General features: G+C 64.1%; 11 protein-coding genes. 6 read left to right on the top strand and 5 right to left on the bottom strand.

The genetic code is table 11. The features are described 5' to 3' along the window. Positions 1-12: 12 nt before the first annotated feature. A complete protein-coding gene (locus tag OKW27_RS07090; RefSeq protein WP_090808454.1) occupies positions 13-648 on the bottom strand; it encodes a helix-turn-helix domain-containing protein in 636 nt (211 codons plus the stop codon). A 196-nt stretch (positions 649-844) separates the two neighbouring features. Then, positions 845-1,666 carry an isocitrate lyase/PEP mutase family protein gene (locus OKW27_RS07085; protein ID WP_429333038.1) on the bottom strand — a complete coding sequence of 274 codons (822 nt, stop codon included), beginning with the start codon at positions 1,664-1,666 and terminating at the stop codon, positions 845-847. Positions 1,667-1,927: 261 nt separating this feature from the next. On the opposite strand from OKW27_RS07085, the gene OKW27_RS07080 reads away from it, so the two are divergent. After that, a complete protein-coding gene (locus OKW27_RS07080) occupies positions 1,928-2,239 on the top strand; it encodes a hypothetical protein (protein WP_429333037.1) in 312 nt (103 codons plus the stop codon). 188 nt (positions 2,240-2,427) lie between these two features. Here OKW27_RS07080 and OKW27_RS07075 read toward each other — a convergent pair whose 3' ends face one another. From OKW27_RS07075 to OKW27_RS07065, 3 genes are all read right to left on the bottom strand, one after another. After that, positions 2,428-2,736, bottom strand: a complete 309-nt coding sequence (locus tag OKW27_RS07075; RefSeq protein WP_018424216.1) for a DUF4148 domain-containing protein — start codon at positions 2,734-2,736, stop codon at positions 2,428-2,430. A gap of 192 nt (positions 2,737-2,928) precedes the next feature. Next, positions 2,929-4,023, bottom strand: a complete 1,095-nt coding sequence (locus OKW27_RS07070; RefSeq protein WP_429333036.1) for an aldose epimerase family protein — start codon at positions 4,021-4,023, stop codon at positions 2,929-2,931. Positions 4,024-4,056: 33 nt separating this feature from the next. After that, entirely contained in the window at positions 4,057-5,277 is a 1,221-nt protein-coding gene (locus tag OKW27_RS07065; protein WP_090808461.1) for a XylR family transcriptional regulator, read from the bottom strand. 270 nt (positions 5,278-5,547) lie between these two features. On the opposite strand from OKW27_RS07065, the gene xylA reads away from it, so the two are divergent. The 5 genes from xylA to OKW27_RS07040 all read left to right on the top strand — a co-directional run bounded on the left by xylA (position 5,548) and on the right by OKW27_RS07040 (position 13,441). Then, entirely contained in the window at positions 5,548-6,870 is a 1,323-nt protein-coding gene (xylA, locus tag OKW27_RS07060) for a xylose isomerase (protein WP_429333035.1), read from the top strand. A gap of 132 nt (positions 6,871-7,002) precedes the next feature. Continuing rightward, the gene (gene xylF / locus OKW27_RS07055; RefSeq protein WP_429333034.1) at positions 7,003-8,031 is read left to right on the top strand and encodes a D-xylose ABC transporter substrate-binding protein; all 1,029 of its coding nucleotides are present in this window, start codon (positions 7,003-7,005) and stop codon (positions 8,029-8,031) included. 93 nt (positions 8,032-8,124) lie between these two features. Then, on the top strand, positions 8,125-9,684 hold the full coding sequence (gene xylG / locus OKW27_RS07050; protein ID WP_429333033.1) for a D-xylose ABC transporter ATP-binding protein: 1,560 nt from the start codon (positions 8,125-8,127) through the stop codon (positions 9,682-9,684). Continuing rightward, a complete protein-coding gene (locus OKW27_RS07045) occupies positions 9,681-10,880 on the top strand; it encodes a sugar ABC transporter permease (RefSeq protein WP_429333032.1) in 1,200 nt (399 codons plus the stop codon). The genes xylG and OKW27_RS07045 overlap by 4 nt, the downstream gene beginning before the upstream one ends. A 290-nt stretch (positions 10,881-11,170) precedes the next feature. Next, a complete protein-coding gene (locus tag OKW27_RS07040) occupies positions 11,171-13,441 on the top strand; it encodes a molybdopterin cofactor-binding domain-containing protein (protein ID WP_429333031.1) in 2,271 nt (756 codons plus the stop codon). Positions 13,442-13,451 lie beyond the last annotated feature (10 nt).

The raw sequence follows: 13,451 nt of genomic DNA, 5'->3' as shown, positions 1-13,451 counted from the left end.
GTGCAGGGCGCGCTATTTCTTCGCTGACTCGTTCGCGGCAGGCGGTGTATGCGGAAGGTCCGCATTGGTCGCCATCCACAACACTTCGGCGTCTTCCTCGCTGGTCGACACCGCCGCGTGACCCGTGCGGCTGTCGAAGTAGAGGCTGTCGCCCGTGTTCAGATGTGTCGGCGCGTACAGCTCCGAATAGAGGCACACGCTGCCGCTGATCACGTAGAGAAACTCCTCGCCTTCGTGGCGGCCCCAGTCGTCGAATGCGTCGAGCGTGTGCGCCGAGATGCGGATGCGAAACGGCAGCATCGCCTTGTGCGCCAGGTCGGTGGCGAGCAACTCCATCTGATAGCCGCGATAAGCGTGGCGCTGGCCTTCGTTCTTGCGCGTCAGCGCGCGCCGGCCGCTCGCGCTGACTTTCGGCGTCGAGCCGAACAGTTCGCCAATTTCGATCTTCAGGCCCAGCACGATTTTTTGCAGCACGTCGAACGTGGGGGACATCAGGCCGTTTTCGACCTTCGACAGCGTCGAGCGCGAGACACCGCACAGGCGGCTCGCGGTTTCGAGCGTCAGATCCTGCGCTTGACGGGCGGCGCGCACGCGCCGGCCGAGATCGGTGGAGGACGTGTCGGCGGATTTGGTGAGGTGGGTGTCCATGAGGCTTGCTGCTGGTCGGGTATGCGCTTGATCGGGCGAATAATGTTTCCGATCATAACATTTGGCGTGGCCGCGGCCTTTGTGCGCCGATTCAGGCGTTCGTGCGCTTTTCTCATCGGAAACGTCGCGGCTTTTCCGATGAGTTCGACGCAGCGTGGCGATCTCAGGTTGATGAGGCGTCCTTTGCGCGGCGTTTTCACGCGCAGCGATTGAAAAGCTCATTGAGCTGCGTGCCCGCCGTCGCGCCGGTGAAGTCGAAGCGGCCATCGGCCAGCGCCTGAGCGGCGTGCATGAAGCCACCCCACGCCGCGCGCGCGAGCCCGCCGCCGACGCTGATCCGCCGCACGCCGAGCGCGGCCACGTCCTGCAACGTCAGGGTCGATGTCGAGCCGATCAGCAGATTGACGGGCTTCGGCGCGACGGCCGCGACCACCGCTTCGATCTGCTCGCGCGTCTGGATGCCGGGCGCATACAGGCAGTCGGCGCCCGCCGCCGCATAGGCCTTCAGACGGGCAATGGCATCGTCGAGATCGGGCTTGCCGGCGAAGAAATTCTCCGCGCGGCCGACGAGTAGCGTGTCGCCGCCGTTCTGATCGATCGCAAGTCGCGCCGCGCTGAGCCGCTGCACGGCGACGTCGACCGGAAACAGCTGCGCGGCGGGGTTGCCGGTCGAGTCTTCGATCGACAGGCCCGCGACGCCCGTTTCCACCGCGAGCGTCACGCTCTCGGCGACTTCTTCCGGGTCGCGGCCGAAGCCGTTTTCGAAGTCGGCGTTGACCGGCAGATCAGTCGCGTCGACGATTGCGCGCAGGTGCGCGAGGATCGTTTCGCGCGGCAACGTGTTGTCCGCATGTCCGGTCGACCACGCAAAACCGGAACTCGTCGTCGCGAGCGCCTTGAAGCCGAGTGTATGCAGATAACGGGCGCTGCCCGCGTCCCATGGATTGGGCAGCACGAAACAGCCAGACGAGTGCAGCGCGCGGAAAGCAGCGCGTTTTTCAGCGGCGGTGCGGGGCATCGCATGTCTCCTTGGTGTGAGGGAGCGGCTCCCTCGTTGAAAGGAAAACGCCGGGCCAACTGTTGCGCAGGCGAATCGGCATTCACCAGGGGAAAGTCTATGTCCGTATCGAAACCGTGGTTGATGAAATGGGTGGCGACTTTCACAGACGTTTCCAATAATTCAAAATGACGACAGGCGAAGAAGCCGGTTCTGAGATGCGAAGGGCCGCGTGGGCAGTCGGCATTCGCGACGAGGTCATTTCCCCAAAGGAGGCACAACATGAACATCGCGACCCGGATGCGGTCGATCCCTGCCGTGTTGGTGCTCACGCTCGTTGGCTGCGCGGCGGGCGGCGGGAATGGCGGCGCGCAAACGCATCTGAGTGCAACGCAATGCCGCGATCTGACCGACCTCAGGAACAAGGCACCGGCCACGCACCAGCGGAGCATGAGCGAACTGACAGCGCTGCGGCAAGCGGGCTACCACCCTGAACGACGCTTTGATCCTGACTATCCGGCGAGTCTCGAGCGCGCGCAGAGGCAGGTGGACATCTGGTATCAGGCGGAATGCCCGCAGGCACGGGCTGGGTGAATCTGCCGCGGCGTCAGAATTGGCGGTACGTTGTTAGTGCCGCATAAACGTAAAGAGCGGGCGCATGCCTTGAAAACATGCGCCCGCTTCATATCGGTTCGAAACGGCGAAAACCGCAAAGAGGGGAAAGGGCCGTTAACTCGAGAATCTTTCCTCGCTACGGACATTCGCTATACGTTCGGGACTCGTCACTGACCGTCCGGATTGACCCACATCGGATGATGGCCCGCTTGCGATGATCCGCCCATCGACGACCCATAGCCAGACGTGTCGCCTTGGCCCTTCGCGTTCATCGCGGAGACGCGTGCCTCGGCCGCCTGGATGTCCGCGGGATACTGGGCATCGAGCACGATGGCCGGGTTATAGCCAATCTGTTCGAGTTGCTGCACCTGTGCCTTGACTTCGGCCCGCGTGATCGGCTGTTCCGATTGCGCGAACGACGCGACCGGCGCAGCGATCAGGGCCGTAAGCGCAACTGCCTGGATAAGCGATTTCATGATGTTTCCCTCCGTAGTTGTCTATCCGGCACCGCAGCGATACCGGTGCCATAAGCGCAGTCTAGAGGGGGGTGAACTTGGGGAAAACCACTAGCCGACTAATTCAGTATTGCAAAGAACGGGTAGTCGGCGAGCTGTAATCTCGCCGTCGCGGGTTCTCGTAAAACAGCGCAAAAGCGGCCGTCAATCTGGTCACACACCTTTGCGCACATCGACGCGATAACTCGTGATTTGCCGATAAGTATCTCCGGGTCGCACGATCACTTCGTTCTGCCCGGTCATATTGACCTCGTTCGGGAAACCGCCCGCCTCGAGGCACAAGCCGGCGTGCCGTTGATAGCGAACACCGCCGCGTCCCGGGTTGCCGTTCAACGCGTTGCCCGTGTAAAACTGCAAGCCCCGCTGATCGGTCGCGACGGTCAGTTCGCGTCCGCTGCCCGGATCGTATGCCCAGGCGACTTCGCGCAGTGGCGGCGCGTGGCCGTCGTTGCCCTGCATCGCGTTTGCCGGCGCCTCGCGCAGCACGTAGCAATGATCGAAGCCGCCGGCGCGCGCGAGTTGCGCGTGCGGCCAGTCGAGCCGGCCGCCGATCGGCGCGCTCTGCCGGAAGTCGAATGCGTTGCCCGCGACGTCGGCGAGCTTGCACGGAATCATCGTCGCGTCGACTTCGAAAAAGCGCTCGGCGTCGATCGACAGCACGTGGCCGCGAATGTCGGTGCCCGCGCGCCCGGTCAGGTTGAAGTAGGGATGGCTCGTCAGATTGAGCGGCGTCGGCGCGTCGGTGATCGCTTCGTAGCCGATCGTCAGCGTGCCGTCGTCGTCGAGCGAATAGCGTACTTGCACCGTCACGTTGCCCGGAAAACCGGCATCGCCTTCGGGCGACTCGAGCCGCATCAGCAACGCGCCGTCGTCCTCGGCGACCTCCCACAACGCCCGATGAAAACCGACCGTGCCGCCGTGCAGCAGATTCGGACCTTCGTTGCGATCGAGCGTGTACTCGATGCCGTCGAGCGAAAAGCGCGCGCCCGCAATGCGATTCGCCCAGCGGCCGATCAGTCCGCCCATGTAGGTCGAGGCCGCCACGTATTCGGCGGGCGTGTCGTGACCGAGCAGAATATCGCCGAGACGTCCGGCGCGATCCGGTGCGTGCCACGAAACCAGCGTCGCGCCGAGGTCGCTGATGGCGACTTTCATGCCGTGCGCGTTGCGCAACGTGTAAAGCCGTACGCGATCGCCGCCCTGCAGCGTGCCCCACGGCTCGGAAGAGAGTTGTGCGATGCTGATCATGTGGTCAGTGCGAAGAAAAAATAGAAAGCATGCTCAGCCAGCGGTTTTGGTCTTCGGGCCCACGCGCTCCTGGTATTCGCGCGGCGTGCAGCCGAGTTCGCGGCGAAATACCGCGTACATGTATTGCAGCGACGTGAAGCCGCAACGGATCGCGACTTCCGCGCTCGACGCATCGCGTTTCGCGAGCAGCGACTTCGCGACGTCGAGCTTGTGGCGCAGGATCTCCTGATGCACGGTGCACTGACGCTCGCGCCGGAAATACTCTTCGAGCGACGAACGCGACACGCCCACATAGTCGGCCACCTGCTCGGTGCGGATGCCCTGGCACGCGTACTGGCGAATGAAATGGCGGGCGCGCATCACGTAAGGACTCGCGAGCGGCTGATGCCGCGTCGATTCGAGCACGTTGATGCCGACCGGCGGCACCAGAATGCGGCGCCCCGGAAAGCGCGCGCCGTGCAGCATCTGATGCAGGATGTGCGCGGCGGTACGGCCCATTTCCTCGGTGCCCTGGATCACCGACGACAGCGGAATGCGCGTCAGCGTCCGCGTGAGCGGATCGTTGTCGATGCCGATGATCGCGACTTCCTCGGGCACCGGAATGCCCGCGATCAGACATGCCTGCAGCAAATGCCGCGCACGCGCGTCGGTCACCGCGATGATGCCGACCGGCTTCGGCAGTTGCCGCAGCCACGTGGTCAGCTGTTCGATGGCCTGGTTCCAGGACGGCGCGCTCGTCGACAGACCGCGATAGATCTCGCTATCGATCTGCGCCGCGCTGCGTCCGTCCGCGCTGCGCAGATGCGCGAAGGCGAGTTCGCGCTGTTGCGCCCAACGGTTTTCCTGCGCCTGCGGCAGGCTGTACAGCGCGAAGTTTTCGAGGCCCGCGCCGATCAGGTGCGTGTACGCGAGCGACACGAGCTTGCTGTTGTCGGTCGCGATATAGGGTAAATCCGGGGGGTACTGCGTCGGATCCTCGTACGACGAACCGACCGCGACCACCGGCAGTGGACAGTCGCGCAGGGCTTCGTCGACGGCGGGATCGTCGAAGTCCGCGATGATGCCGTCGCCGTCGAAGCGCTGGATACCCGCGAGCCGGCAGCGGAAGTCTTCTTCGAGGAAGAGATCCCATGCGACGCGCGTCGACAGCAGGTAGTTGCCGATGCCGGTGATGATCTCGCGATCGTAGACCTTGTTCGCGTTGAACAGCAGCGCGATGCGATGGGTTGTCTGAGGTGCTTGTGGACGGGTCATGGCGGTGAGCGGCGGGTGGCTCGATGGACCACGCGCCTTTGTCTCCATTGTGTCGGGTGCCTGGGAGCAGCCCCGTTTTTAAGCGTCTGGTTATTCTAGGCGCCGAATCGCGCGGCGGCAGTAAACAAACGCGCGGGCGGTAAGAAACATCAAGCGCGCTGCGCAATTTCGCAATTGCCGGCACATCGTGCAAGCGGCAGCATGGCGTCACTTTGTCGGCCTGCGCGGCTTCTCGCGTGGGTTGCAATGCACCATACATTGGAGACGCCGATGTCCTACTTCGAACACATTCCAGAGATCCGTTACGAAGGCCCGCAATCGGACAACCCGCTCGCGTACCGTCACTACGACAAAACGAGGAAGGTACTCGGCAAGACGCTCGAGGAACATCTGCGTATCGCCGTCTGCTACTGGCATACCTTCGTATGGCCCGGCGTCGATATCTTCGGTCAGGGCGCGTTCCGGCGGCCGTGGCAGCAACCCGGCGACGCAATGGAGCGGGCGCAGCAAAAGGCCGACGCCGCGTTCGAATTCTTCTCGAAGCTCGGCACGCCGTACTACACGTTCCACGATACCGACGTCGCGCCCGAAGGCGCGAGCGTGAAGGAATACAGCGAGAACTTCCTGCGCGTGTCCGACTACCTCGCGCGCAAGCAGCAGGATACCGGTGTCAAATTGCTGTGGGGCACCGCGAATCTGTTTTCGCATCCGCGTTACGCGGCCGGCGCCGCGACCAATCCGAATCCGGAGGTATTCGCCTTTGCGGCGACCCAGGTGCGTCATGCGCTCGACGCGACGCTGCGCCTCGGCGGCGAAAACTACGTGTTGTGGGGTGGCCGCGAAGGCTACGACACGCTGCTGAACACCGACCTCGTGCGCGAGCGCGAGCAGTTCGCGCGCTTCCTGCACATGGTCGTCGAACACAAGCACCGGATCGGTTTCAAGGGTGCGCTGCTGATCGAGCCGAAGCCGCAGGAGCCGACCAAGCATCAATACGACTACGACGTCGCGACCGTGCACGGCTTTCTGCTGCAGCACGGCCTCGACAAGGAGATTCGCGTCAACATCGAGGCGAATCACGCGACGCTGGCGGGGCACTCGTTCCATCACGAGATTGCGACCGCATTTGCGCTCGGCATCTTCGGTAGCGTCGATGCGAATCGCGGCGATCCGCAAAATGGCTGGGACACCGACCAATTTCCCAACAGCGTCGAGGAACTCACGCTGGCCTTATACGAAATCCTGCGCCACGGCGGCTTCACGAGCGGCGGCATGAACTTCGATGCGAAAGTGCGGCGCCAGAGTGTCGATGCGGAAGACCTGTTTTATGGCCACGTCGGCGCGATCGACAACCTCGCGCTAGGCCTCGAACGCGCCGCGGTGCTGGTCGAAAACGAGCGCCTCGAGCAGTTCAAGCGGCAACGCTACGCGGGCTGGGATGGCGAGTTCGGCCGCAAGATCCTGTCCGGCGGGTATTCGCTGTCGACGCTCGCCGCGGACACGCTGGCGCGCGATCTGAATCCGCGGCATGTGAGCGGGCAGCAGGAACACATGGAAAACATCGTAAATCAGGCGATTTATAGCGGACGTTGAATAAAGATCGCGCGGCCACGTCGACCGCGCGCACCAGCAAGCTGTGGGTTGTCGCTTGTCCGAGTCTGCGGCTCGCAGCGCAGACCGATATGTCCGGTATTCCGGCTATCACTACACAAAAAGGAGACATCAATGAAATTTGCAATGCGTCGTAACGTCCTGAGTTCGCTGTTGTGCGGCGCGGTACTCGCCAGCCTGTCGCTCGCCGCGCCGCTCGCGCACGCCAGCAAGGCTCATCCGGAAATCGGCTTCTGTATCGACGATCTGCGCGTCGAGCGCTGGTCGCGCGATCGCGACTATTTCGTCGCCGCGGCGGAAAAGCTCGGCGCGAAGGTGTCGGTGCAATCGGCCGATGCGAGCGAAGAGCGCCAGATCTCGCAGATCGAAAACCTGATCTCGCGCGGCGTCGACGTGATTGTGATCGTGCCGTTCAACTCGAAGACGCTCGGCAACGTCGTGGCCGAAGCACGCAAAGCGGGCATCAAGGTCGTGTCGTATGACCGCCTGATTCTCGACGCCGATATCGACGCCTATATCTCGTTCGACAACGAGAAGGTCGGCGAGATGCAGGCGCAGGGCGTCTATGACGTGCGGCCGAAGGGCAACTACTTCCTGCTCGGCGGCGCGCCGACCGACAACAATGCGAAGATGCTGCGCCAAGGCCAACTGAAGGTGCTGCAACCGGCGATCGACAAGGGTGACATCAAGGTGGTCGGCCAGCAGTGGGTGCCGGAGTGGAGCGCATCGACCGCGCTGCGCATCATGGAAGACGCGCTGACCGCGAACAACAACAAGATCGACGCAGTCGTCGCGTCGAATGACGGCACCGCGGGCGGCGCGATCCAGGCGCTCGCCGCGCAGGGCCTCGCCGGCAAGGTACCGATCTCGGGTCAGGATGCCGACCTCGCAGCCGTGAAGCGCGTGGCGGCCGGCACGCAGACGATGACGGTCTACAAGCCGCTGAAGCTGATCGCGAGCGAAGCGGCGAAGCTGTCGGTCGCGCTTGCCAGGGGTGACAAGCCGGCGTTCAACGCGCAATACGACAACGGCAAGAAGAAGGTCGATACGGTGCTGCTGCAGCCGATCAAGCTGACCAAGGCGAACCTCGACACCGTCGTGAAGGACGGCTTCTACACGCAAGAGCAACTCGCGAGCAAATAACACAGAGACGGGCTATGTGAACGCCACGCTCCCGGGTCATCGCGCCCGGGAGCGTGATCGAACATCGGCCCAACTTGCAGCGAGGCATAGCGAATGACCCAACCTGTTCTGACGATGCGCGGCATCGTCAAAGCTTTTTCCGGCGTGAAGGCGCTCGACGGCATCGATCTGACCGTATCGCCGGGCGAATGCGTGGGCCTGTGCGGCGAAAACGGCGCGGGCAAATCGACGCTGATGAAGGTGCTGTCCGGCGTGTATCCGCACGGTACGTGGGATGGCGAAATAACCTGGGAAGGCGAGACGCTAAAGGCCGCGAGCGTACGCGACACCGAACGCGCGGGCATCATCATCATCCATCAGGAACTGATGCTCGTGCCGGAGTTGTCGGTCGCGGAAAATATCTTTCTCGGCAACGAAATCACGCTGCCCGGCGGCCGCATGAACTACGCGGCGATGTATCAGCGCGCCGACGAACTGTTGCGCGACCTCGGCATCAGCGGCATCAACGCCGCGCAGCCCGTGATGAACTACGGGGGCGGCCATCAGCAGCTGATCGAAATCGCAAAGGCGCTGAACAAGCGCGCAAAGCTGCTGATCCTCGACGAACCGTCGTCGTCGCTGACCGCCTCCGAAATCGCGATTCTGCTCGATATCGTGCGCGATCTGAAGCGGCGCGGCATTGCCTGCGTGTACATCTCGCACAAGCTCGAAGAAGTCGCGGCCGTCTGCGACACGATCAGCGTGATTCGCGACGGCCGCCATGTCGCGACCGAGCCGATGCACGCCCTGACGACCGAGCGGATCATCTCGCTGATGGTCGGCCGAGAGATCAAGAACCTGTTTCCGCGCGAGCCGCATCCGATCGGCGACGTGATCTTCGAAGCGCGCAACGTGACCTGTTTCGACGTGACGAATCCGCGCCGCAAGCGCGTGGACGACGTGTCGTTCTCGTTGCGGCGCGGCGAAATTCTCGGTGTCGCCGGGCTCGTCGGCGCGGGCCGCACCGAAATGATGCAGGCGGTTTTCGGCGCGTATGCAGGCATCAGCGAGGCGCACGTCATGCTCGACGGCAAGCCGCTGAAAATTCGCGCGCCGATCGACGCGATTCGCGCCGGCATCGCGATGGTGCCCGAGGATCGCAAACGCCACGGCATCGTGCCCGGCATGAGCGTCGGTCATAACATCACGCTTGCGGTGTTGCAGCGTTTCGCGTCGGGCGGACGTATCGATTCCGCGGCCGAACTCGACACGATTCAGACGGAAATGAAACGGCTTTCCGTGCGCGCCGCGAATCCGATGTTATCGATTGCAAGTCTGTCGGGCGGCAATCAGCAGAAGGCCGTGCTCACGCGCATGCTGCTGACCAACCCGACCGTGCTGATTCTCGACGAACCGACACGCGGCGTCGACGTCGGCGCCAAATACGAGATCTACAAGCTGATCTTCCAACTGGCGCAGCGCGGCATGTCGATCGTGATGGTGTCGTCCGAATTGCCGGAAGTGCTCGGCATCAGCGACCGAGTGCTCGTGATCGGCGAAGGCGAGTTGCGCGGCGACTTCATCAACGACGGTCTCACGCAGGAAGACATTCTCGGCGCCGCGATCCGCCCCGCGCATCTATCTTCGAACCCAACCGCAGCGAGTGCCGCATGACTCCCGAAGTAACTTCCCAACGCACCGACAACGCCGCGCCGCGAGGCGCATTCGGCGGCACGCAACGGATCCAGCAACTGTTCGCGCGCTACAAGATTCTCGCGCTGCTGATCGCCGTCGCCGTGATCTGGATTTTCTTTTCGGCGCTCACGCACGGCGCGTTCGTCACGCCGCGCAACCTGTCGAATCTGCTGCGGCAGATGTCGATTACCGGCATGCTCGCGTGCGGCATGGTGTTCGTGATCATCGCCGGTGAAATCGATCTGTCGGTCGGTTCGCTGCTCGGTTTGCTAGGCGGCGTTGCGGCGATTCTCGACGTGAACCGGCACTGGCCGATCGGCGTGACGCTTCCGGTCGTGTTGCTGCTCGGCATCGCGGTCGGCGTGTTCAACGGCTGGTGGTCGACGTATCGGCGCGTGCCGTCGTTTATCGTCGGGCTTGGCGGCATGCTCGCGTATCGCGGCATTCTGCTCGGCATTACCGGAGGGTCGACGATCGCGCCGGTGTCGGACAGCTTCGTGTTCGTCGGCCAGGGCTACCTGCCGCGGCTCGCCGGCGACACGCTCGCCGTCGTGCTGTTCCTGCTGCTGGCATTCCTGACGATCCGCCAGCGCGCGAATCGGCAGCGTTATCAGTTGCGCGTCGTGCCGTTCTGGCAGGACGTCGCGAAGGTGATCGGCGCAGGCGCGATTCTCGCCGGCTTCATCGCGATGCTCGACAGTTACGGCGGCATTCCGGTGCCGGTGTTGCTGCTGCTCGCGCTGCTCGGCGTCTTCACATGGATCGCGACGCAGACCGTGTTCGGACGCCGCATCTACGCGGTCGGCTCGAACCTCGAAGCGACGCGGCTGTCGGGTGTCAACACCGACCGCGTGAAGCTCGCGATCTTCGCGCTGATGGGGCTGATGTGCGCGTTTGCCGGCATCGTCAACACGGCGCGGCTCGCGGCCGGTTCGCCGTCGGCGGGCTCGATGGGCGAACTCGACGCGATCGCCGCGTGCTTTATCGGCGGCACCTCGATGCGCGGCGGCTCCGGCACCGTGTATGGCGCGCTGATCGGCGCGCTCGTCATGGCGAGCCTCGACAACGGCATGTCCATGCTCGACGTCGACGCGTACTGGCAGATGATCGTGAAGGGCGGCATCCTCGTGCTGGCCGTGTGGATCGACGTGGTGTCGGGTTCGAACCGCCGTTGATCCGGTCGCATGATCGCCTGATTGAATCAAGCGCAAGGTTCGCGGTGTGCCGGCGGTGACTTACGCCGGCACACCGCCGCCTCTGCGCGGTCGCAGTTAATGAAACACCCCACGACTTTCCCCCGCCGCTTTCAGTCCCCGCCTTCCCACGCCGTACGGCCGCTCGAGGTTCACGCGCGCATTTAAGTCTCACGCTCGCCGATTCGTCTTATTACTATTCGCAGACAAAGACGGGTGCATCGGCGCTGTCGCCGTTTTCCTACCATCGAGCCAGCCGAGCGAGCCATGCCATGTTGACGCGCAGAACCTTTCTGCTTGGCGGCGCCAGTGCGTTGGGCGGGCTGCTGGTCGGCTGGGCCGTGGTGCCGCCGCGCCAGCGCCTGATGACGTCGACGCCGCTGCCGACGCAAGGCACTGAGGTTGGGCTGAACGGCTGGGTCAAGATCGACGCCGACAACCGCGTGACGATCATCGTGCCGAAGGCCGAAATGGGGCAGGGCATCCATACGGGGCTTGCGATGCTGCTCGCCGAGGAGCTCGACGCCGACTGGCCGCAGGTGAAAGTCGAAGAGGCGCCGATCGACCGGATCTACAACGCGGTGCAGAGCATCGTCGACGATTTGCCGTTTCGCCCCGACGACGACAGCTACATCCGCCGCGGCACCGTGTGGATCACGAGCAAGGCAGTGCGTGAGATCGGCACGATGATGACGGGCGGCTCCTCGAGCATGAACGATCTCTGGACGCCGATGCGCGAGGCCGGCGCGTCGGCGCGCGTGATGCTGATCGCGGCGGCGGCCGAGCGCTGGGAGGTGCCGGTCCGCGAATGCCGCGCGGAAAAGGGCTACGTGCTGCACCCTTGGGGGCACAAGGCGACGTTCGGCGAATTGTCGTCGATGGCCGCGCGCCAGCCGCTGCCGCGCAGCGTCGTCCTGAAGCAGCCGGCCGACTTCAGGCTGATCGGCCAGCCCGTGCGGCGCATCGAAGCCGCTTCGAAAATCGACGGTGCGGCGCGCTTCGGCATCGACGTGTTGCCCGACGGTTTGGTCTATGCAAGCGTCGTGATGTGTCCGACGCTCGGCGGCACGGTCGCGCATTTCGACGCGACGCCCGCGCAAAAGATACGGGGCTTCATCAAGGCGTTCGCCGTGCCGCCGTACGCGGGCGGCACCGGCGGCGTGGCCGTGATCGCGGACAACGCGTTTCGCGCGATGAGCGCGGTCGAGGCGATCAACGTGACCTGGCATGACGGCGCGGCCGCGAAGGTGTCGAGCGCGGCGGTGGACTCCCGCCTCGTCGAGGCGCTCGACCATACGGACGGCCACGTGTATTACCACGTCGGCAACGTCGACAACGCGATGAGTCGCGCGGCGCGCACGATCGAAGCGGTCTATCACGCACCGTATCTCGCGCATGGCGCGGTCGAGCCGCTGAACTGCACGGTGCAGGTCGCGGACGGCGCAGCGACCGTCTGGGTGTCGACGCAGATGCCGCGGCTCGCGCGGCATCATGCGGCGAAAGTGCTCGGCCTCGACGTCGATCTCGTCGATGTACAGACGCAGTTGTTGGGCGGCGCGTTCGGCCGGCGCCTCGAACTCGATTTCGTCGCGCAGGCCGCGGCGATCGCGCGCGAGGCCGATGGCCGTCCGGTGCAAACCATCTGGTCGCGCGCGCAGGACTTCACGCACGACTTCTACCGGCCCGCATGCGCGGCATGGCTTCAGGCCGGCTTCGACGAGCACGGCAAGCTGGTCGCCTGGCACGCGAAGTCGGCGGGTCAGGCGATCGTGCCGGATGCGCTCGCGCGTTACTACGGCGTGCCGCACATCCCGATCGACAAGACCACCTGCGAAGGCGCGTTCGATCAGGCGTACGAGTGGCCGGCCGCGCGCGTGTCGCACAAGATAGTCGAATTGCCGGTGCCGATCGGCTTCTGGCGCTCGGTCGGCCACTCGCATCAGGCCTTCTTCACCGAGAGCTTCACCGACGAAGCCGCCGCCGCGGCCGGCCAGGACCCGATCGTGTTTCGCGCGATGCTGCTCGCGCAGCATCCGCGTCATCTGGCGGTCCTGAAGCGTGTCGAGAAGTTGTCCGACTGGGGGCGTCCGCTAAAACCCGCCGCCGATGGCGCGCGTTGCGCTCGTGGCGTCGCGTTGCACGAGGCGTTCGGCAGCGTGGTCGCGCAGGTCGCGGAGGTGTCGATCGGCGCGAACCGGCTGATTCGCGTGCATCGGGTGGTGTGCGTGATCGATTGCGGCTTGCCGGTGAATCCGAACCTGATCCGTCAGCAGATGGAAGGCGGCATCGTGTTCGGGCTGTCGAGCGCATTGCAGAACGAGATCACGATCGTCAACGGCCAGGTGCAGCAGAAGAACTTCGTGGACTTTCCGGTCGTGCGGATGAACGGGTGCCCTGCGATCGAAGTCGACATCATGCCGAGCGAGCTGCACCCGCAAGGTGTCGGCGAGCCGGGCGTGCCGCCGATCGCGCCGGCGGTGGGCAATGCGGTGTTCGCACTGACGGGGCAGCGTTTGCGGACGCTGCCGTTGCGGCTTGCATGATGGACGGTGG

Source organism: Paraburkholderia sp. 35.1 (assembly GCF_050436525.1).
Lineage (GTDB): Bacteria > Pseudomonadota > Gammaproteobacteria > Burkholderiales > Burkholderiaceae > Paraburkholderia > Paraburkholderia tuberum.
The sequence above is the reverse complement of the archived record's forward strand: the minus strand, read 5'-3'. Positions and strand labels throughout refer to the sequence as shown.